Genomic DNA, 19457 nt, shown 5'->3' with positions numbered 1-19457 from the left:
CTCAAGCCCCCTGCCACTGCTGGCCTGGGGGCTTTTTCATTGGTTCAGACGCTGGTGCTGATGGCGGTCTTGAGCTGGCCAAGCGCCTGGGTGATGTCTTTGGGTTTGCCCGCCATGGCAGCCTGGGCCAGCCCCAGGGCACTGGCGGCAATCTCCAGTACGCGTTCGATTTTTTTCAGTCGGCGCAATTGGGCCTCGGCGGCCTGGGCGGTGCTGGCCACTTCATCGCGGGCTGCCTTGCTCTGGCGGGCCAGGGCAGTGATGCCCTGGGCGCGCATTTGGGCGCAGGCCTGGTCCAGCGCCACTTCGGCGGCTTCCAGCCGGGTGCGGTCGGTGGCGCTCAGGCTGGCGCGCTGTCTGAGGCGAAAGCGCAGCAGTTCGCTGGAAATCAGCGCAATCTGGTCAGCCAGGTCAAACAGCTGGTCGGCAGAGGCGTCGGGCATGATGGGCTCTCCTGGGTGAAGGGCCGGTGAGGCCGGCCGGGGTGATTTTTTGTTGTGTTAGCGCCTCAGGGTGGCAAGGTGCTTGCGCACGGTGTTGACTTCCTTGCCCAGTTTGCGCAGTTCGGCCAGCAGCTCTGGCCGGGATAGCTGATCGATATTGGCGCGTAATGCGTGCAGAGAGATTTTCAGCTGTGCCACGGCGGCGTGCAAAGCATCAATGGTTTGCTGCTGGGCCTGAAGGGTAGTGATCTCACGCTGGATATCCAGCATGCGCAAACGGGCGTCGATGGGTGCGGCTTTTTGCTGGCGCAATTGCTCAAGCAGCAGCGGTTGATCACGCAGCCGATCGTTGAGCGTGGCGCGATACACCCGTTCGGCATAGCGCGCCAGGGCATCGGCCAGCGCCCCCACGGCCTGCTCGTGGTTGAGGGCCTCGATGATGGCGTCGCGCTGACTGCGCTCCAGCACGCGATGGCCCACAAACCTGATCAGCCCGTTCACCGCATCGACCTGGTCCGCAGGCAGCGCGGAAAAACGCTTGGCCTGCGCCGCGACGGCGTCCAGATCATCGTCGGCGCGCTGTGCCACGCCATCAGCCGCCAAGGCGGCCAGTTGCGCGGCGTATTCGGTCAGGGTATCGGCCAGGGCCAGGGCAGCGGCATTTTCCTGGGCAATCGGCTGGCAGGTGCTGCGGGCTGCAGCCAAGGTAGCCGCGGGATCAAAGCGGGATAGCGGGGCATCGGTGGTATACACCCGACGATCCAGAAAGGCTTGCTCGCATTGCTGGACGGCGTGATCCAGCATCGGGGTAAAGCTGGTGCTCAGCCGGCGGGTGTCATTGGCAAAATCCCGGACGGCCGTCAGCGGGGTGGCGCAGCCGGTCAGCAAAAGCAGACAAAGGCAGGATGACAGTGAAGTGCGCATGTGATTTCCCGTGCCCGGCGCAAAAATGGGCCAGCCACGCAGGCTCCGGACAGGCCTGGCGGGCCGGGGTGTCCGCCTGGGCGGAGTGAAGATATTCACCAAGCATGGCAGAAATGCACAATGGACACAATCACACAAGCTGACCGGCCGCCATGCAGGGCAGGGCGGCCGGTCGTGGTAAGCCACAGTATGGTCTGAGGCGAAGCAGGCACTTGGCTCAGGCTCACTGAGCACGGTAAGGCAGGGCGTCTGACAGATTGCGCAGCGGCGGGCATTTAGACCCCCCCCCTGGCGTCGTTGCGCAGCCTTGCCGTACTCCGTACTGTCTGCGGTGGTGCGCCAGGCCAGGATCGCTTCGCTGAGTGTCGTGAGCGACTCTTACTCAGGCCTGCCAGTTGGGTTTGCGTTTTTCCAGCAGCGCCGCCACGCCTTCGCGGCCTTCGTCGCTGGCACGGGCGTGGGCAATGCGCTCGGCGGTAAAGTCCACCAGTCGCTGGTCAATCACCTTGCCCCACACATCGCGCAGCAGTGCCTTGCTGCCGGCAATGGCGTGCGGGCCGTTGCGCACCAGGGTTTCAGTCAGGTAGGTGACCTGGGCGTTGAGCGCTTCGTGCTCGACCACAATATGCACCAGCCCCAGGCGCTTGGCCTTTTCGGCGTTGAAGCGCTCTGCGGTGATGAAATAGCGACGCGCCGAGCGCTCGCCAATGGCGCGCACCACATACGGCGCGGTGGAGGCCGGAATCAGCCCCAGGCGCACTTCCGAAAAGCCAAACAGCGCTTCGGCGGTGGCCACCGCCACATCGCAGCAGGCCACCAGGCCGGCGCCAACGCCAAAGGCCGAGCCTTGCACGCTGGCGATGGTGGGCAGGCGCAAGGTGTCCAGCTTGTGCAGCACGCGGGTGAGCGCCTGGGCGTCGGCCAGATGCTCGGCCTCGCTGTAACCCTGCATGCGGCGCATCCAGTCTTGATCCACCCCCGAAGAAAAACTCAGGCCATTGCCGGTGAGCACCAGCACGCGCACGTCCGGATTGGCTTCCACTTCGTCCAGCAGCTCGCTCAGGCGGGCAATCAGGGCGTCGTCGATGGCGTTGTGCAGCTCCGGACGGTTCAGCGTCAGCGTGGCCACGCCATTGGCGGCCAAGGAATACAGAATGGAATCAGTCATTGATGAGAACTCGGCGTGCGGACGGGTGAAATTAACAAACATTGTAACGACAAGGGCAGCGCTGTGGTTGACGCTTTCATGACAAGCCACCCCGTCAGATCAGGCGGCATCAGGCCTCGCGCAAAAAGGCGCTGGTCAGCGCGACAAACTGCGGCAGGGCTTCCAGGTGGCTGGCGTGGCCCACGCCCGGCAGCACTTCCAGCCGGGCGCCGGCAATGCCGGCCACCAGCGCGTCGGCCTGATAGCGCGGAGTCATGCGGTCTTCGCTGCCGACCACCACCAAGGTGGGTTGGCGCAATTGGCCCAGCCAGGGGCGGGCGTCGTGCGCCAGTACGCCATTGCTCAGCCGGCGCACCGGCTCCCACGGCGCTTGCGCGGCCAGCGCGCGCATGGCTTGCAGCATGGCTTGCTGGCTGGCCAGAAACTGGCTGCCAAACACCCAGGGCAGCATGTCGGTGAACAATTGGTCGCCGCCGCCAGTGCACTGGGCGGCTTCCCAGCTGGCGGCAATGGCGGCATTGGCGGCGTCGGAATACGCCAGCGTGCTGGCCAGCACCAGCCGCGCCACCTTGGCCGGATGCTGGCGCGCCAGGTGTTGCGCCACCATGCCGCCATAAGACAGCCCCAGCACATGGGCGCGGGCAATGCCCAGCGCGTCCAGCAGGCTGGCCACATCGTCGGCCTGCTGGGCCAACGAGTAGGCGTCCGCCTCGGGCTTGCTGCTTTGCCCCTGGCCGCGCAAATCCAGTGTCAGCACCTGAAACTGGCCGGCGTACAGCGGTGTGTGCCAGCCCCAGGCGGCGGTGTTCATGGTCAGGCCGTTGAGCAAGACCAGGGTGTCCGCGTCGGCGGGACCGCTGAGTTCGTAATACAGCGAATGGCCATCGGCCAGGGTGTGCATGGGCATGTCGGCAAATCCTGCGGGGTGAGTGGGCCAGGCGGTCGCAAGGGCCGCTGGCTGGGATGGCCTAGTGTAACGGCAAGTGCGGGCCATGTCAGCGCAATGGCATGCCCCCGGCCTGTCAGCGCCGGGGGCATCACGGATTTTATGCACAGCGCCAAGCGCCACTCACCACACTCCGCGCACCGGCGCATGACCGCAGACAGGCAAGGTCGCGCCACTACGCCAGGGCATTGAGTGAGCGGCGCTTACTGGCAGGCTTTGACGGCGGCTTCCAGTTGGATTTCGTAGCCCTGGCGTTGCAGGCGTTCGCTGCGCAGCGCCTGCATTTGCCGCCAGATACCGGCATTCAGTGGCAGGGCATCCACCGCAAACGCCGGGCGAGCCACGTCCGGGGCTTTGCATGGCACCGGCACCGGGATGTGCACTTCCTGCACCGGGCCGGGTAGCGGGGCGCTGGCGCAAGCGGCCAGCAACAGGGCGCAGGGCAGCGCGCAAATCAGAGAGCGTTTCATGATGTGGCACGCTCCCGTTTCAGTTCGGCGTCAAAGGCAGCGCTGGCAGCCTGGCAGGCAGCAGCGTGGCCACCGCTGGTGGGGGCGGTTTCGCGTTGCACGGCCTGAGCCTGCACCATCAGCTGCTGGGCCTGGCCCTGGGCTTGGCTGACGGCCTGGCGGGCTTGTTGTTCGCGCTGCTCGGCATCGCTTTGCAACTGGGCGACCGCCGCATTTTGACGCTGGGCGGCGTCGGCCAGCGCCTGATAGGCGCGGGTGGCTTCGGCAGCTTGCTGGCGGGCCAGCTCCAGCCGGGGTTGATAAAAAGCCGAAGCGGCAGCGGCGCCGGCGGCGGCAATCAGCGCGACGCCAATCGCCATGGCCACCCAGCGATAGGGGGCGGGGATCAGGTTGAGTAACATGACTATTCCTTGGGCGTTAAGTGCCGCTCACAAAACCCCGCGCAGCGCGTCCGGCCAGGCGCACGACCGCAGACAGTGCCCGTCGCACAGCAAGGTCATGCAACCATGCCAGGTAAGGTTTGGTGAGCAGCGCTAAATCAGAAGTGCTGCCTGAACAGGAACGCCAAAGGCAAAAGTGTGTGCCATGCCCACTGTAAAAAAATTTGCCCCGGGTTCTGCTGAGCAGCCTAGCGGCGGTCAGCACCCGGGGCATGTTGAGGCGCGTCAGTGGTTTTTGCGTGTGTCGATATACACCGAAAGATCATGCCAGGCAAAAGCAAAGCCTAAAAAAAATCAACCCCCTGGATTCAGGGTGGCGTATATGCGGCGGCTGTTTCAGCCTATCCTTGGAATGCAGCGTCACGCGCCTGGCCAAGCGCGCGGCGCGGGGTGTGGTGAACCAAACTAACTGGCGCTCAGGCCCAGCACGCAGCCCTGGGCCATCACCTGACGGCAGATTTCATCCCATACCGCCCCGGCGGGCAGCAGGGTTTCCCGGCCACGAAAATTATGCGGCAGACGCGGCTGCACCAGATCTTCCAGCGCGCCGACCGGCGTCAGCGTGGGCCGGTTAAAGGCGGCAATCTCGCCAGCAGTCGCCGGTTTGGCCGGAAAAAAACTCACCAGCGCGCCCAGCGGCTGGTTCAGGCAGGCGCCGCGATACACCGGCAGGGAGGTGTCGTCAAAGCAGCTGTCGTTCACCCGGCGAAACAGCTGCGAGACTTGGGTATCGCCTACCGGCGTGCGGCCATTCACCACAAACACCGTGTCCAGGGCAAATTGGCCATGCAGGTGCGAGCCAAACACGACGATATCGCCCGGCTCCAGCCGGCTGAGCATGCGGTTGGGGCTGTCCTTGCCGGGCAAAAACAAAAACGGCGCGTCAAACACAAAAGGATGGGTCGGCAGCGCGCGCACGGCGTCCTTGCCGTGGCGGGCACGGCCGGACAGCACCGGCTGGTGTGCGGCCACCGGCGCGGCTTTGTCGCTGCTGGCCGGTAGCGGGGTGTAGCGGGTGGCTTGCTCCCAGCTGCCCCAGAAGGCCAGCGGGCCTTCTTGCACCGGCGCGTGGGGAGCGGCCTGCCAGTGGCCGCTGGCCACCTGGAAAAACTTGCGCTGGTGGCGCGGGCCAGGGTTGGCGGGGCACAGGCCGCTGGCGTCCGTGCGGGCTTGGGCGGCCGGGTGCATGTACTGGATGAAGCGCATGAATTCAGCTTCCTCTGTGGGCAAAAAACCCGCTCCGGCGGGGGCGGGAGCGGGCTGTCCGGGGGCGCGACCTCAGCGCGGCGGCATCAGGCGCCCACGCACGGCAGGCGCGCCAGCGCGGCGCGGATGGCGTCTTCGGGGTAGTCGTAATCTTCCAGCGCGCCAGCAAAGTATTTGTCGTAGCTCGCCATGTCGAAGTGGCCATGCCCGGACAGGTTGAAGAACAAAGCCTTGGACTCGCCGCTTTCCTTGCAGGCCAGCGCTTCGTCCAGCGCGGCCCGGATGGCGTGGCAAGACTCCGGCGCAGGGATGATGCCTTCAGCGCGGGCAAAAGTCACGCCGGCCTCAAAGGTGGCCAGCTGCGGCACGGCGCGCGCTTCGATCAATCCCTCGTGATACAGCTGGCTGACCAGCGAGCTGGCGCCGTGATAGCGCAAGCCTCCGGCGTGAATCGACGGCGGCATGAAGTCGTGGCCCAGGGTGTATTGCTTCATCAGCGGAGTCAGCCCGGCAGTGTCGCCAAAATCATACGCATAGTGGCCACGGGTCAGCGTCGGGCAGCTGGACGGCTCCACCGCCACCAGCCGCACCGGCTTGCCGCAGGCCTTGTCGGCCAGGAAGGGGAAGGCCACGCCGCCAAAGTTGGAGCCGCCGCCGCACGGGGCAAACACCATGTCCGGGTAGTCTTCGGCCAGGGCAAACTGCTTGATTGCCTCCAGGCCAATCACCGTTTGATGCAGCAGCACATGGTTGAGCACCGAGCCCAGGCCATAGGTGGTGTCTTTGCGGCTGGCGGCTTCTTCCACTGCTTCGGCAATCGCCAGGCCCAGCGAGCCAGGGTTGTCGGCGTCAGCCTCCAGCGCGGCGCGGCCGGCGGCGGTGTGCAGGCTGGGGCTGGCCAGCACTTCGGCGCCCCAGGTTTGCATCATCGAGCGGCGGAACGGCTTTTGTTGGTAGCTGACCTTGACCATGAACACCCGCACATCAATGCCAAAGGCCTGGCCGGCAAACGCCAGCGAGCTGCCCCACTGGCCGGCGCCGGTTTCGGTGGTCATGCGGCGGATGCCGGCTTGGCGGTTGTAATAAGCCTGGGCGATGGCCGAATTGAGCTTGTGGCTGCCGGCCGGGCTGCTGCCTTCGTATTTGTAATAAATGCGCGCCGGGGTGCCCAGCGCGGCTTCCAGCCGGCGGGCGCGCACCAGCGGGGTGGGCCGCCACAGTTGATACAGCTCGCGCACCGGCTCGGGAATGGCAATCCAGCGCTCGCTGGAGATTTCCTGCTCGATGATGGCGTCGGTAAAGATGGCCGACAGCGCGTCCGGCCCGATGGGCTGGCCATCCGGCCCCAGCACCGGCGCGGGCGCGCTGGGCAGGTCGGCGACAACGTTGTACCAGTGAGTGGGAATATCAGTCTCGGGCAGGATGAAGCGGGTGGCGGCCATGATGCTCTTCTCGGGTGAGTGCGGTTGTTGGGTAAAGTGCCCCTGGCCAGATATCCGGACGTTCACGGCATGGGGCAAGCCGTGAGCATAATCCATCGTGACCAGACCGGGCAATTGCCCGCCCGCCAGGCGGAATCGGTCCGCATGGCAGGGCTGTTTTCCTGAACGCGATCATGCTAGTATACGATTCATATACAAACCATATATTTCTACTTTCCCCATGGGTATTGTCAAAATCTCCGATTCCATGCACGAAGCGCTGCGCCACAGCAGCGCCGCGCTCAGCCGCTCGATCAACTCCCAGGCCGAACACTGGCTGCGGGTGGGCATGCTGGCCGAGCTCAACCCCACGCTCAGCTATGCCGACATCTGCCAGTTGCTGATTCAGCAAGCCGCCGCCGCGCCGGCCGATGAAAACTCCCTCACCGTGATGCGGGTGGCGTGATGAGCCGTTCGCGCACCGTGCCGATTCGCAATCAAGAAGAACTCACCCAGCTGCGCCGCGCCGGCGCGCTGGCCGCCGATGTGCTGCACATGATTGGCGAGCACGTCAAAGCCGGCGTCACCACCAACCAGCTGGACCGGCTGTGCCACGATTACATCGTGCATGTGCAGCAGGCCGTGCCGGCCAATGTCGGCTATCACGGCTACCCCAAAACCATCTGCGCCTCGGTCAATCAGGTGATTTGTCACGGCATCCCGTCCGATGCGCCGCTGAAGGATGGCGATATCGTCAATATCGACGTGGCGGTGATCAAGGATGGCTGGTACGGCGACAGCAGCCGCATGTATTGCGTGGGCAAATCCAGCGGGCTGGCGCGCCGGCTGGTGCGCACCACCTACGACGCCATGCGCGCCGGCATTCTGCAAGTGCGCCCCGGCGCCACCCTGGGCGATGTCGGCTACGCCATCCAGCGGGTGGCGCAGCGCGAGGGCTTTAGCGTGGTGCGCGAATACTGCGGCCACGGCATTGGCCGCATCTACCATGACGAACCGCAAGTGCTGCACTACGGCCAGCCGGCCTCCGGGCTGACGCTGAAGGCCGGCATGGTGTTCACCATCGAACCGATGATCAACGCCGGCCGCCCGGACATCCGCCAACTGGCCGACGGCTGGACCGTGGTCACCCGCGACAACAGCCTGTCGGCGCAGTGGGAGCATATGGTGGCGGTCACCGAGCATGGCTTTGAAGTGCTGACGCCCTGGCCGGATGGCCAGGGCGGGTATCCGGCGATTGATTGAAGGCAGGGCGGGATGAAACAGCGCGCCACCCTGCTGATAGGCAGGGTGGCGTTGTGCTGCATTCAGCTTAGAGCCGCTAACAAAATCCCCTGGCGTTGTTGTGTGACCTTGTCGTACTACTTGTACTGTCTGCGGTCACACGCCTAGCCAGGACCGCTTCGCTGGGTTTTGTTAGCGGCTCTTAGTGAACGGCGCTCAGCCGGATCAGGGCTCCAGGCGGATGCGGGCGACTTCCACGTAATTGTCTGCACTGCCGCCTGGCGCGCCCAGCGTTGAGAAGGTGACGCTCAAGGCGCCGCTCTTCCACTTGCCGGTGGCCTGGGCGTGCGCCAGGGCCTCGGCCAGCGGATAGCGGAAGTCCACCGCCGGCGCCGGTTGATGGCCGGCATGCTCGCCAGCCGCCATATTCATCGGCCGGCCAGTGTCGGCATCAAAGCGGAACAGATTCAGACGGCCGACGTGATAAGGCGAATCCAGCGTAGCCGGCGCATCCTTGGGCAGGTTGACGAACACATGAATCGGCGCGTGCGGGCGTTTCAGCAGCCGCACGTCTTCCAGCACCAGCATCGGCCCTGAGCTGGAAACAGCCTTGGCGGCGACGCCCAGTGCAGCCTTCAGGGTCACCGTGCTGTCCTTGCCGCCAATCTGCACCTTGCCGCTTTGCTGCACGGCCAGCTTGAGCTTGCCGGCTGCCGCCAGCGCTCCTTTCACCGTGGCGCCCGGCGCGCTGGCCAGGCGGTCGTAGGCATAGCCCAGCGTGGTGGTGTTCATGGTGGGGCCAGCCTGCACGCTGACCACTTGCCCGGCGTCGTTAACAAAGCGGAAGGTTTGTCCGGTCCAGGTGGCCTGGCTGGGCGAAGCCGCGTCATTGCCCCAGTTGTAGTTGGCGCCGATCAAGGCCGACCAGCTGGCCCACAGCCGGTCGATCTGGCAATGGTGCACATAGAACACCGGGTCGCCGGCTGCCGACGGCACATTGCCCATCCAGCCGCCAACATTGTCATGCACAAAATCATGCGGCAGCACTTCTACCCGGCCGGAGAAGCCAAACGCCTGGAAAGCCGGGGTGCCGGGGTTGGCGTAGGTGGTGTCGCTGGGGAAGATCGGCAGCGCCTGCAGAGCAGGCGCGTAGGTGGATTCGGTGAACGGCATATAGCCGCCCTTGTTCATCTCCACCGTGCGCGATCCACTGCCTTGCGCCGAGGCAAAACCCATGCCGCGCGCCTGGAAGAACAACGAGCTGCTCGCATCGCGGAACATCGCCGGCAGTTGCTCTGCCGGGCCAGTGTTGGAGCCGTAGTTCCAGTAAGGCAGGGTAAAGTGCGGCGCGTCGGCCATTTTGGCGCACACCCGCTCAAAGTAATACACATACCAGCGGTGCCAGCTGACAAAATTGGGGCTGCCGTGCGGGCAGGAGCCCCAACAGGCGGCAGCCGCCGCTTTCCAGGCTGCCTGCGGCGTGCCTGCAGCGGGAAAGCCATAAATCTGATCAATGCGCGCCTGTAGTGCGGCCGAGCCATTCATCAGGCCGCTCGAACTGGCCGGATCTGCCATGTTTTTCGGCACGCCGTGGATAAAGGACTGGAAAGTCCAGCTGTGCGGCTGCGGCGGGTTATTGATGGCCGGATCCTGCATGGCGCGCACCGCCTTGGCGTACAGCGACAGCATGCCCTGGCCGCCAGGGGTGGCGATGTCATAACGGGTGGCGACACCACTTGCCGTCGGCCCAATCAGGCTGCTTTGGCAAGCGCTGAGTGTGGCCGTGGCGCCCAGTGCGGCGGCGCCAGCCAGAAACTGACGGCGGCTGAGCGGATATTGAACCAGATTTTCCATGGGGGCTCCTCATGTGGTGGTACATGAACAAGCGCCCATCTTGCTCTGCTTTCCCGCCTTGCTGACAATGACAAGGAATTACACCGTGGCGGTTTTGTCTGCCTGACGCAACACACTGGTCAGCCAGCCACCCAGCTCGCTGATTTCTTCCTCGCACACCGCGTGCATCATCGGGTAAGTGCGCCAGCTGATCGGCTGTTGGCGTTGTCGCAGCGCCACCACCGCCTGCTGGCCCAGCGCCAGCGGCACCACATTGTCAAACTCGCCATGCGCGGCAAACACCGGCGTGGCGTGGTTGGCCGGTTGGCGCAGCGCGTCAAGGTCGGCCAGGTTGGGGATATAGGTGGACAGCGCCGCTACCCCGGCCAGCGGCTGGGCATGGCTCAGCCCGGTGACATAGGCCATGGCGCCGCCTTGGGAAAACCCCACCAGCGCCAGCCGCTCGGCCGGCACGCCGCGCGCCGCCTCGCGGGCAATCAGCGCCTCGATCTGCTGGCGCGAGGCGTGAATGCCGGCCTGATCCACCGTGCGCTCGACACCATCGGCGTGCAGGATGTCGTACCAGGCGCGCAGCAGATAGCCATGGTTGATGGTCACCGGGATCATCGGTGCGTGCGGAAACACAAAGCGCACCGGCAAATCATCTGGCAGATTGAGTTCGGGGACGATGCCGGCAAAGTCGTGGCCGTCAGCGCCCAGGCCATGCAGCCAGATCACCGCATGGCGCGGCTGGCCGTGGCCGGTGGTGAGTTCAACGCAATCCAGCAAGGGGGTGGTCATGGTGGGGCTCCTGGTGTGTTAAGAGCGGCTAACAAAACCCTCCTGGCGTTGTTGCACGACCTTGCCGTACTCCCCGTACTGTCTGCGGTCGTGCGCCTAGCCAGGATCGCTTCGCTGAGTTTTGTTAGCCGCTCCGCCGCACACAGAACGCTCTGGCGCTGTTGCACAACCTTGCCATACCGCTTGTTCTGTCTACGGTCACACGTCTGGCCAGGGTCGCTGCGCTGAGTGTTGTGAGCGGCTCTTATTGTCTCATTAAGGCAATAAAAAACGGCATCGTTGCCGATGCCGTTTTTGCGGTCAAGCCTGCGAGAAGATTACTGCTTCTTCTCTTCGGCCGGAGCTGCCGCCGGGGCCGGAGCGGCAGCGCCACCCACGGTGCCCATGACTTCCCACTTGCCGCCCTTGACTTGGTAGACGGTGATGGCGCCGTTCAGCACATCGCCCTTGTCGTCAAACTTGATCTTGCCCACCACGCCATCGTACTCGATGCCAGCCAGCGCCGGCAGGTACTTTTTCGGATCAGCCGAGTCGGCCTTCTTCATGGCGGCGGCCACCAGCTTGGTGGCGTCGTAAGCGTACGGGGAGTACAGCTGCACTTCGCCGTACTTGGCCTTGAACTTCTCGTTGAAGGTGGCAAAGCCCGGCAGTTGTTCTTTCGGCACACCGGTGTTGGAAGCGAACTGGCCTTCAGCAGCGTCAGCAGCCAGCTTGATGAATTCCGGGGTCTGGAAGCCGTCGCCGCCGATCAGCTTGGCGGTGATGCCCAGCTTCTTGATCTGCTTGGCCATCGGGCCGGCTTGCGCGTCCATGCCGCCAAAGAAGATCACGTCCGGCTTGGCGCCCTTGATCGAGGTCAGGATGGCCATGAAGTCGGTGGCGGTGTTGGTGGTGAACTCGCGCTTGACGATTTCCACGCCCTTGCCCTTGGCGGCTTTTTCCACTTCGTCAGCCAGACCCTGGCCGTAAGCGGTGCGGTCGTCAACGATGGCGATTTTCTTGGCTTTCAGGGTGTCGGCGATGAAATCACCGATGGCCTTGCCTTGCTGCACATCATTCGGGATCACACGGAAGGCGCTCTTGAAGCCCTGGGTGGTGTAAGCCGGGTTGGTGGCGGACGGCGAGATCTGCACGATGCCGGCGTCAGAGTACACCTTGGAAGCCGGGATGGTGGTGCCGGAGTTCAGGTGGCCGATCACAGCGGCCACCTTGGCGTCCACCAGGCGCTGGGCCACCTGGGTGGCGATTTTCGGGTCGGCTTGGTCGTCTTCGGAGATCAGCTCGAACTTGACCTTCTGGCCACCGATGGTCACGCCTTCGGCGTTCAGTTCGTCAACAGCCAGCTTGACGCCGGATTCGCTGTCCTTGCCCAGGTGGGCGATCGGACCGGTCAGCGGGGAAACTTGACCCAGCTTCACCACCAGTTCGCCGCTGGGGGCGGCAGCCGGGGCGGCGGCTTGTTCAGCCGGCTTTTGTTCACCCTTGCCGCAAGCGGCCAGTGCCAGGACAGCGGTGGCGATAAGGCTCAAACGCGCATACTTCATGAAAACGTTCCCCTGTGAAATTATTTGGAAGGCGAACCGATTATTCATGATGCGATTTCACACTGTCAACGGCGATTTGACGGGCGTTTGAATTTGCCACCAAGCCTTATCCGGCGGGAAATGTTCCATTGCAGTGCACAAAAAACGCGGCGCCCACAGGGACGCCGCGTCAAGGTGCGCAAAGGCCGGCAAATGCTTATTGTGCGCCGGCAGCCTTGCCCGCTGTCGGTGCATCGGCCTGTGCAGTATTTTCACCACCCACCACGCCGATCACTTCCCATTTGCCCTGCTTGACCTGGTAAATGGTCACTGCCGAGCGCTGGCGATTGCCCTGGGCGTCAAAGGTGATATGGCCGGTGGCGCCCTGGTAATTGGTGGCGGCCAGCTTGGGCAGGTATTGCTTGGGGTCGGCCGAATCGGCGGCTTTCATGGCCATGGCCATCACCTTCACCGCGTCGTAGCTGTACGGCGAGTAAATCACCACTTCGGCGTTGTATTTGTTTTTCAGCTTCTCGGCAAAGCTGGCGTAGCCCGGCAGTTGCTCTTTGGGCGCGCCGGCGGCCGAGGCGTACTGGCCTTCGGCGGCGTCTGCCGCCAGCTTGATGAAGTTGCCGGTTTGCGTGCCGTCGCCGCTGAGCAGCGCGGCTTTCACGCCCAGCTTTTGCATCTGCTTGACCATCGGCGCGGCTTGCGCGTCCACCCCGCCAAAGAAGATCAGATCCGGCTGCGCGCCCTTGATGCCGGTCAGGATGGCCATGAAGTCGGTGGCGCTGGTGGAAGTGAATTCGCGTTTAACAATTTCAACACCCAATGCCTTGGCAGCCTTGTCGAATTCATCGGCCAGGCCCTGACCATAGGCCGAGCGGTCGTCGATGATGGCGATTTTCTTGGCCTTCAGGGTATTCACGGCAAAATCCGCCAGCGCCTTGCCTTGCTGCACATCATCGGCAATCAGGCGGAAAGTGGTTTTAAAGCCCTGCTGGGTAAATGCCGGATTGGTGGCCGACGGGGTGATTTGGCCAATATTGGCGTCGGCGTAGATTTTCGAGGCCGGAATGGTGGTGCCGGAATTCAGGTGGCCAATCATGCCGGCGATTTTGGCGTCCACCATGCGCTGGGCAATTTGCGTGGCCATTTTCGGGTCGCCCTGGTCGTCTTCCGACACCAGCTGGAATTTCACCGGTTTGCCGCCCAGGGTGAAGCCTTCGCCATTGAGCTCATCGACGGCGATCTGGGCGCCGTATTCGGTGTCTTTGCCGATATGGGCAATCGGGCCGGTCATCGGCGAGGCGTGGCCCAGCTTGATCACTTGCTCGCCGCTGGCGGCGGCCGGGGCGGCGGCTTGTTCGGCCGGCTTATTGCAGCCGGCCAGCGCCAGCAAGGACAACATCAACAAAGAAACGGGGCGGATTGCGCGCATTCTGGGTGCTCCTGAAAAAACGGTCGGCCGCCTGCGGCGTCAAGGCCGGGCGGCAAGGTCGGTGCTCAAATCTGGAATGTCAAACATGGGCGCGGGCAATGGCGGCGCTCTTGGCGCAAGCCTGCCGCGCCGACCGTGGCGGATGGCGTGGACGACGCGTAGTCTCAGGAAAGGGTGGCCTGGGCGGCGCGAATGGTTTGACAGCTTGTCCGTTATTGTCCCAGAACGGGGATTTTTGGCAATTTTGTTCTGGGTGATTGGTGTTTTTGTGAAACAACAGGTCGCAAAAATACAAAACTGCGCATATCCACCGCTGTCCACCGGCAGCCCGAGCGCACTCCCTCGTAGTGATGCCCCCTGACGTGCTTGCCCAAGCCTGCCGCACTTCTCGCACGGCCCGCGTGCATCTGGCCAGGATCGCGGCGCTGAGTTTTGGGCACGGCACTGAGTTTTGGACGCGGCGCTCATGGCAGGCAGGGCCGTTCTGTCGCAAAGCGCACAGCATTATGTAGTGATTTATACAACGACATGACAAAATCGGGAAAATACTGAGTCAATGTGCTGGCACATGACTTGCAGAACCAGATCAAGCCGGGCGATTCGACACGGCCATCGATATATACAAAAAGATACAACCATACCCGGAGAACCCGCATGATGACGCCCCCTTCCCTGCGCGCCTGTTTATATGGCTGCGCTGCCGCCAGTTTGAGTCTGCCAGCCCTGGCCGCCGATGGCGGCGCTTTTGAGCTGGGCGTGGTGGAGGTGATTGGCCCGCGTGCCACGCCGCCGGCCAGCAAGCAAACCGTGATCAGCCAAAGCCTGTTGCGCCAGTTCAACCGCGACACCCTGGGGGAGGCAGTTGGGCTGACGCCCGGCCTGAGTGTGTCGCGCAACAGCCGCAACGAAGACACCGTCTACCTGCGCGGCTTTGATATCCGCCAGGTTCCGCTGTTCATCGATGGCATTCCGGCTTATGTGCCCTACGACGGCTATGTGGATTTTTCCCGCTTTACCACTGCCGACCTGGCGGAAGTGCGCATCGACAAGGGCGCCGCCTCGCTGCTGTATGGCCCCAACGCGTTGGGCGGGGCCATCAATCTGGTGACGCGCAAACCCACAGAAAAACTGGAAGGCGATATCCGCGCCGGCTTGGCGGCGGGCAACCGTCAGCAATACGCGCTGAACCTGGGCAGTCGGCAGGACAGCTGGTATGTGCAACTGGGCGCCAGCTATAGCGACAGCCATAGCTTTCCGCTGTCTGGCAGCTACGATGTGCGCGCCTTGCCCACCAGCGCCAGCAACCCCAGCCGCACCGCGCTGGAAGACGGCGGCAACCGCAACAACGCCTACCAGACCGACAGCCGCATTTCGCTCAAGCTCGGTTTTACCCCCAATGCCAGCGATGAATACGCGCTGGGCTATGTGCGCCAGGACGGCCGCAAAGGCAACCCACCTTACGCAGGCGACGCGCCCGGCCAGTACCTGAGCATTGGCGGCGGCGCCAACAGCCGCTTCTGGCAATGGCCGTACTGGGATCTGGAAAGCGCTTACTTCATCAGCAACACCGCGCTGGGCGACGCCCATCAGCTGAAAACCCGCGTTTACCACGACAGCTACCGCAACAAGATTCTGGCCTACAGCACCGGCAGCTACAGCACGCAACTGAGCAACACCAGCAACTTTCCCAGCTGGTACAACGACAGCACCAGCGGATTTTCTGTCGAGCTGACCAGCTTTGCCATCAACCAACATGTGCTGAGCCTGGCCTATCACCACAAGATCGACAAACACGCCGACAACGGCCTGACGCTGACCAAGCGCTATGAAGACCTGACCCGCTCGCTGGCGCTGGAAGACCGCTGGCAGCTGGCGCCGGCCTGGCAGTTGCGCCTGGGCGCCAGCCACGACAGCCGCAGCGCCAAAGAGGTGTATTACTGGCCCACCGGCAGCACATCCGCCAACAACTGGCTGGCCGAGCTCAGCCACACCCTGCACGGCGGCGCGGTGGCCTATGCCAGCGCCGCGCGCAAGACCCGCTTTCCCACCATCAAAGACCGTTACTCCGCCTCCTTGGGCAGCGGCCTGCCCAATGCCGGCCTGACGCCAGAAACTGCGCTGAACCTGGAGCTGGGCATCAAGGGCTCGCCCTGGGGTGGCGCGCAGGGTCAGGCGGCGCTGTTTCACAGCGGCATCCGCGACTTGATGCAGCGCGTCAACATCACCCCGGTCAGCCGCTGCAACCAGCCCGGCATGGGCGCCGCCACCAGCTGCACACAATTGCAAAACATCGCCAAGGCGCGCCATCGCGGCGTCGAATTGCAGCTGGAGCAAACCCTGGGCAGCGCCTGGAAGCTGGGCGGCCATTACACCTGGCTGGACCGCGACAACCGCAGCGGCGATACCCCACTGACCGACACTCCGCGCCACAAGCTGTTTGCCTACCTGAACTGGAAACCCAGCGAGCGCTGGGATGCCCAGCTGTCGGTGGATGCCGAACGCGGTCGGGTGGTGGCCTACGGCAGCGGCAATACGGCCAGCTACACCACCTTGCCGGGCTTTGCCCTGGCCAACGTCAAGCTGGGCTATCAAGCCATGCGCAATGTGCGGCTGGAGGCCGGGGTGAACAATCTGTTCGACGCCAATTATCGGTTGAGCGACGGTTATCCGATGCCGGGGCGGGTGTGGTTTGTCAACGGGGTGTATCAGTTTTAAGCGCTACTGACACAAGCTGCCCGGCGTGCTTGCCTGGCCCTGTCGTCTGGCCAGGATCGCTACGCCGGGTTGGGTGAGCGACGCCCGGCGCCACGCAGCCTGAACTGAATCTGTCTGGAGAATGCCATGTCCATTCCACCTTCCCCTGCCCGTCGGGCCCTATTGCGTGGCGGCGCTGCGCTGGCGCTGGCCGCCTGGGCGCCGTGGCTGCATGCCGCGCCGCGCCGCGACATCACCGTGCTGACCGCCTACCCGGATGCCGTGGTGTCGCGTGTGGAAGCGGCTTTCGAGCGGGCGTTTCCGCACTACCGGCTGCGTATGGTCTGGCGCATGCCGCACGACGCCGGCCCCTATCTGCTGGAGCCCGGCCAGCATGGCGTGGACGTGTACTGGAGCGCCTCGCCCAACACCTACGCCCGACTGAAGGCTGCCGGTGCACTGCAAGCCCTGAACGTGGATTTCACCGGCCTGCCGGCGCGGCTGGGCGGCAGCCCGCTGCGCGACGCCGATGGTTATTACACCGCCAGCGAAACCGCCGGTTACGGCTTTGTGCTCAACCCGACCCGGCTGGCCGCGCTGAATCTGGCTGCGCCCAGCGACTGGCCAGAGCTGGCAGCGCCGGCCTACGCCGGCCAGCTCTTGCTGCCCAACCCGATGGAAGTCGGCTTTGCCCCGGTGCTGGTGGACATCCCATTGCAATCTTACGGCTGGGACACCGGCTGGGCCTTGTGGAGCGCCATCGCCGCCAATGGCGATTTCATCGGTCGCGGCGGCGGTTTTGTCTCGGAAGAAATCGCCAGCGGACGCAAGGCGATTGGCCTGTCCATCGACTTTTTTGTTGTCGCCGCCATCGCCAATGGCGCGCCCTTGCGTTTTGTTTACCCACGCCAGGGCGGCATCAACCCCGGCCATATCGCCATCACCGCCAGCAGCCCCAACCCGGCCGGCGCGCGCGATTTTGTCCGCTTTGTGCTGTCGGCCGACGGCCAGGCGCTGCTGACTCACCCGGACATCCGCAAGCTGCCGGTGCGCCCGGCCAGCTATGCGCGGCTGCCCGCCGGCCACGCCAACCCGTTTGCCGTGGCCGACAGCGGCGGCTATCGCTACGACAATGGCGTCGGTCAGGCGCGCGCCGCGCTGGTGGCGGCAGCGTTTGGCCAGGCCTGCGTGCGCCCACACGCCCGCTTGGTGGCGCTATGGCGCGCCTTGCGTGCAGGCGATCCGGCACAGTGGGGCAAGGTGTGGCCGCTGCTGGTCAGTGCGCCATTGACCGAGGCAGAAGCCAGCCAGCCGGCGCTGCAACAGCTGTTCGCCAACCGCCGCGACAATGCCGACAGCGAGCAGCAAGCCCGCGCCCACGAGGCACGCTGGGCCAAACAAGTAGACGCCCGGCTGGATCAGGCGGCGCGCCTGTTGGGGGTCAGCGCATGAGCCACGGCCAATGGGTTTTAGCCCTGGCGCTGAGCCTGGGCGGCATGGCGGCACATGCCGTGGATGGCGCAACGGGTGAGCGTGAGGCGTTTTCCCGGCCGATGCCGGGGCTGAGCGAGGACGAGCGCGGGCAATTCACCCGTGGACGCAGTCTGTTCAACCAAAGCTGGGTGGCGGCGCCGGCGCGCGACAGTGAGGTGGATGGCCTGGGGCCGCTGTACAACCGGCTGGCTTGTGTGTCCTGCCATGCCCGCAATGGCCGTGGCCTGCCGCCGCAGCGGCTGGGTGAGCGCATGCTGGCCATGCTGGTGCGGCTGTCAGTTCCGGGCCAGGGGCCGCATGGCGGGCCGCGCCCGCATCCAGCGTATGGCGATCAATTTAACGAAGAAGGCATCCCCGGCGTGCCCGGCGAAGGGCGGGTCAGCCTGCGCTGGCGGCCGGTCGAGCATCGGCTGGTCAGCGGCGAGCGCCGCACGCTGCGCGCGCCACAACTGCGCTTTGCCGAGCTGGCCTACGGCCCGCTGGGCCAGGTGCTGACTTCGCCGCGCGTGGGTCAGCAGTTGGTCGGCATGGGCCTGCTCGACGCGGTGCCGGCCGACACCCTGCTGGCGCGCGCGGCCCAGGCCAAGCCGGATGGCGTGCGCGGCCGGGTGAATCAAGTCTGGAGCGTCAGCCAGTCGCAGCACACCGTCGGACGTTTTGGCCACAAGGCCAATATGGCCAGTCTGCGCGAACAAATCGCCGGCGCATTTTTGGGGGATCTGGGCATCACCTCAGCGCTGCACCCACAAGAAAACTGCACCTCGGTGCAAACCGCCTGCCAGCAGGCGCCCAGCGGCGGCGCGCCCGAGCTGGACGACAGCCAGCTGGACGCAGTGACTTTTTATCTGGCCCAGCTGGAACCGCCAGCGCCGCGTCCGCTGCCGGCGGCCGAGCTACGGCGCGGTCAGGTGCTGTTTGCCCGCGCTGGCTGTGCGGTGTGCCATCTGCCCAGCCTGCGCACCGCCGCCCAGGCCGCCACACCGCGCCTGGCCGGGCGCGAGCTGGCCGCCTACACCGACCTGCTGTTGCACGATATCGGCCCCGGCCTGGCTGATGGCCGCCCGGATTTTGCCGCCAGCGGCCGCGAATGGCGCACTGCGCCGCTGTGGGGCGTGGGCCTCACCCGCATCATCAGCGAGGGCGAAGGCTATCTGCACGACGGCCGCGCCCGCACGCTGGAAGAAGCCGTGCTGTGGCACGACGGCGAAGCGCGCCGCGCCCGTCTGCGCTTTGAAGGCTTCAGCGCCGCCGACCGCGCCGCCCTGCTGCGCTTTGTCGCCAGTCGCTGAGCCGGCTCCTGTTGCACCCTGTTTGGCGCGCCTCCCCCGGCGCGCTTTTTTTTATCCCACTCATGCTTTCATGAAACCGCATCATGCCGCTGCGCTGCCGCCCCGGGCCGATTGCGGTAAAA

Annotated in this window: 17 protein-coding genes; 5 read left to right on the top strand and 12 right to left on the bottom strand. The window is 64.6% G+C overall.

Annotation, left to right across the window (positions count from 1 at the left end):
- Positions 1-44: 44 nt before the first annotated feature.
- From DFR34_RS11300 to DFR34_RS11265, 8 genes are all read right to left on the bottom strand, one after another.
- Positions 45-443, bottom strand: coding sequence for a hypothetical protein (locus DFR34_RS11300; RefSeq protein ID WP_110391265.1), 399 nt, complete (start codon positions 441-443; stop codon positions 45-47).
- 57 nt (positions 444-500) lie between these two features.
- Entirely contained in the window at positions 501-1367 is an 867-nt protein-coding gene (locus tag DFR34_RS11295; protein WP_146215131.1) for a hypothetical protein, read from the bottom strand.
- A gap of 382 nt (positions 1368-1749) precedes the next feature.
- Positions 1750-2535: an enoyl-CoA hydratase-related protein gene (locus DFR34_RS11290; RefSeq protein WP_110391263.1), complete on the bottom strand. Its 786-nt coding sequence runs from the start codon at positions 2533-2535 to the stop codon at positions 1750-1752.
- 109 nt (positions 2536-2644) lie between these two features.
- Positions 2645-3442, bottom strand: coding sequence for an alpha/beta fold hydrolase (locus DFR34_RS11285; RefSeq protein WP_110391262.1), 798 nt, complete (start codon positions 3440-3442; stop codon positions 2645-2647).
- Between the two features lie 242 nt (positions 3443-3684).
- On the bottom strand, positions 3685-3951 hold the full coding sequence (locus DFR34_RS11280) for a hypothetical protein (RefSeq protein ID WP_110391261.1): 267 nt from the start codon (positions 3949-3951) through the stop codon (positions 3685-3687).
- Complete coding sequence (locus DFR34_RS11275; RefSeq protein WP_110391260.1) at positions 3948-4352, bottom strand: hypothetical protein; 405 nt, start codon at positions 4350-4352, stop codon at positions 3948-3950. The genes DFR34_RS11280 and DFR34_RS11275 overlap by 4 nt, the downstream gene beginning before the upstream one ends.
- Before the next feature lie 444 nt (positions 4353-4796).
- Positions 4797-5597 (bottom strand): hypothetical protein, encoded by an 801-nt coding sequence (locus DFR34_RS11270; RefSeq protein ID WP_110391259.1) that lies wholly within the window; start codon positions 5595-5597, stop codon positions 4797-4799.
- Between the two features lie 86 nt (positions 5598-5683).
- Positions 5684-7039 (bottom strand): TrpB-like pyridoxal phosphate-dependent enzyme, encoded by a 1356-nt coding sequence (locus DFR34_RS11265; RefSeq protein WP_110391258.1) that lies wholly within the window; start codon positions 7037-7039, stop codon positions 5684-5686.
- 220 nt (positions 7040-7259) lie between these two features.
- Here DFR34_RS11265 and DFR34_RS11260 point away from each other — a divergent pair, with 220 nt between their 5' ends.
- Together DFR34_RS11260 and map are read left to right on the top strand one after the other, a co-directional pair.
- Positions 7260-7484, top strand: coding sequence for a ParD-like family protein (locus tag DFR34_RS11260; RefSeq protein ID WP_110391257.1), 225 nt, complete (start codon positions 7260-7262; stop codon positions 7482-7484).
- Positions 7484-8281, top strand: a complete 798-nt coding sequence (map, locus tag DFR34_RS11255) for a type I methionyl aminopeptidase (protein WP_110391256.1) — start codon at positions 7484-7486, stop codon at positions 8279-8281. Before DFR34_RS11260 ends, map begins: the two co-directional genes overlap by 1 nt.
- A gap of 204 nt (positions 8282-8485) precedes the next feature.
- Here the strand turns inward: map and DFR34_RS11250 are convergent, their stop codons facing one another.
- The 4 genes from DFR34_RS11250 to DFR34_RS11235 form a co-directional block, all read right to left on the bottom strand.
- A complete protein-coding gene (locus DFR34_RS11250; protein ID WP_110391294.1) occupies positions 8486-10114 on the bottom strand; it encodes a tyrosinase family protein in 1629 nt (542 codons plus the stop codon).
- 78 nt (positions 10115-10192) lie between these two features.
- Entirely contained in the window at positions 10193-10894 is a 702-nt protein-coding gene (locus DFR34_RS11245) for an alpha/beta hydrolase (protein ID WP_110391255.1), read from the bottom strand.
- 317 nt (positions 10895-11211) lie between these two features.
- Positions 11212-12438: a branched-chain amino acid ABC transporter substrate-binding protein gene (locus DFR34_RS11240; RefSeq protein ID WP_110391254.1), complete on the bottom strand. Its 1227-nt coding sequence runs from the start codon at positions 12436-12438 to the stop codon at positions 11212-11214.
- A gap of 196 nt (positions 12439-12634) precedes the next feature.
- Positions 12635-13858 carry a branched-chain amino acid ABC transporter substrate-binding protein gene (locus DFR34_RS11235; protein ID WP_110391253.1) on the bottom strand — a complete coding sequence of 408 codons (1224 nt, stop codon included), beginning with the start codon at positions 13856-13858 and terminating at the stop codon, positions 12635-12637.
- Positions 13859-14512: 654 nt separating this feature from the next.
- Between DFR34_RS11235 and DFR34_RS11230 the strand changes: the two genes are divergently transcribed.
- The 3 genes from DFR34_RS11230 to DFR34_RS11220 all read left to right on the top strand — a co-directional run bounded on the left by DFR34_RS11230 (position 14513) and on the right by DFR34_RS11220 (position 19335).
- On the top strand, positions 14513-16573 hold the full coding sequence (locus tag DFR34_RS11230; RefSeq protein WP_110391252.1) for a TonB-dependent receptor plug domain-containing protein: 2061 nt from the start codon (positions 14513-14515) through the stop codon (positions 16571-16573).
- 126 nt (positions 16574-16699) lie between these two features.
- Complete coding sequence (locus DFR34_RS11225) at positions 16700-18004, top strand: ABC transporter substrate-binding protein (RefSeq protein WP_110391251.1); 1305 nt, start codon at positions 16700-16702, stop codon at positions 18002-18004.
- Complete coding sequence (locus tag DFR34_RS11220; protein ID WP_211309380.1) at positions 18001-19335, top strand: di-heme oxidoreductase family protein; 1335 nt, start codon at positions 18001-18003, stop codon at positions 19333-19335. The genes DFR34_RS11225 and DFR34_RS11220 overlap by 4 nt, the downstream gene beginning before the upstream one ends.
- The last annotated feature ends 122 nt before the right edge of the window (positions 19336-19457 follow it).

The organism is Rivihabitans pingtungensis, assembly GCF_003201855.1.
GTDB lineage: Bacteria > Pseudomonadota > Gammaproteobacteria > Burkholderiales > Aquaspirillaceae > Rivihabitans > Rivihabitans pingtungensis.
The sequence above is the reverse complement of the archived record's forward strand: the minus strand, read 5'-3'. Positions and strand labels throughout refer to the sequence as shown.

Bases quoted from the DNA above. Each gene is read 5' to 3' on its own strand.
- DFR34_RS11250 (WP_110391294.1), bottom strand. From the start codon at position 10,114: ATGGAAAATCTGGTTCAATATCCGCTCAGCCGCCGTCAGTTTCTGGCT.
- DFR34_RS11235 (WP_110391253.1), bottom strand. From the start codon at position 13,858: ATGCGCGCAATCCGCCCCGTTTCTTTGTTGATGTTGTCCTTGCTGGCG.
- DFR34_RS11265 (WP_110391258.1), bottom strand. From the start codon at position 7,039: ATGGCCGCCACCCGCTTCATCCTGCCCGAGACTGATATTCCCACTCAC.
- DFR34_RS11230 (WP_110391252.1), top strand. From the start codon at position 14,513: ATGATGACGCCCCCTTCCCTGCGCGCCTGTTTATATGGCTGCGCTGCC.
- map (WP_110391256.1), top strand. From the start codon at position 7,484: ATGAGCCGTTCGCGCACCGTGCCGATTCGCAATCAAGAAGAACTCACC.
- DFR34_RS11300 (WP_110391265.1), bottom strand. From the start codon at position 443: ATGCCCGACGCCTCTGCCGACCAGCTGTTTGACCTGGCTGACCAGATT.
- DFR34_RS11295 (WP_146215131.1), bottom strand. From the start codon at position 1,367: ATGCGCACTTCACTGTCATCCTGCCTTTGTCTGCTTTTGCTGACCGGC.
- DFR34_RS11285 (WP_110391262.1), bottom strand. From the start codon at position 3,442: ATGCCCATGCACACCCTGGCCGATGGCCATTCGCTGTATTACGAACTC.
- DFR34_RS11275 (WP_110391260.1), bottom strand. From the start codon at position 4,352: ATGTTACTCAACCTGATCCCCGCCCCCTATCGCTGGGTGGCCATGGCG.
- DFR34_RS11260 (WP_110391257.1), top strand. From the start codon at position 7,260: ATGGGTATTGTCAAAATCTCCGATTCCATGCACGAAGCGCTGCGCCAC.
- DFR34_RS11240 (WP_110391254.1), bottom strand. From the start codon at position 12,438: ATGAAGTATGCGCGTTTGAGCCTTATCGCCACCGCTGTCCTGGCACTG.
- DFR34_RS11270 (WP_110391259.1), bottom strand. From the start codon at position 5,597: ATGCGCTTCATCCAGTACATGCACCCGGCCGCCCAAGCCCGCACGGAC.
- DFR34_RS11225 (WP_110391251.1), top strand. From the start codon at position 16,700: ATGTCCATTCCACCTTCCCCTGCCCGTCGGGCCCTATTGCGTGGCGGC.
- DFR34_RS11245 (WP_110391255.1), bottom strand. From the start codon at position 10,894: ATGACCACCCCCTTGCTGGATTGCGTTGAACTCACCACCGGCCACGGC.
- DFR34_RS11290 (WP_110391263.1), bottom strand. From the start codon at position 2,535: ATGACTGATTCCATTCTGTATTCCTTGGCCGCCAATGGCGTGGCCACG.
- DFR34_RS11220 (WP_211309380.1), top strand. From the start codon at position 18,001: ATGAGCCACGGCCAATGGGTTTTAGCCCTGGCGCTGAGCCTGGGCGGC.
- DFR34_RS11280 (WP_110391261.1), bottom strand. From the start codon at position 3,951: ATGAAACGCTCTCTGATTTGCGCGCTGCCCTGCGCCCTGTTGCTGGCC.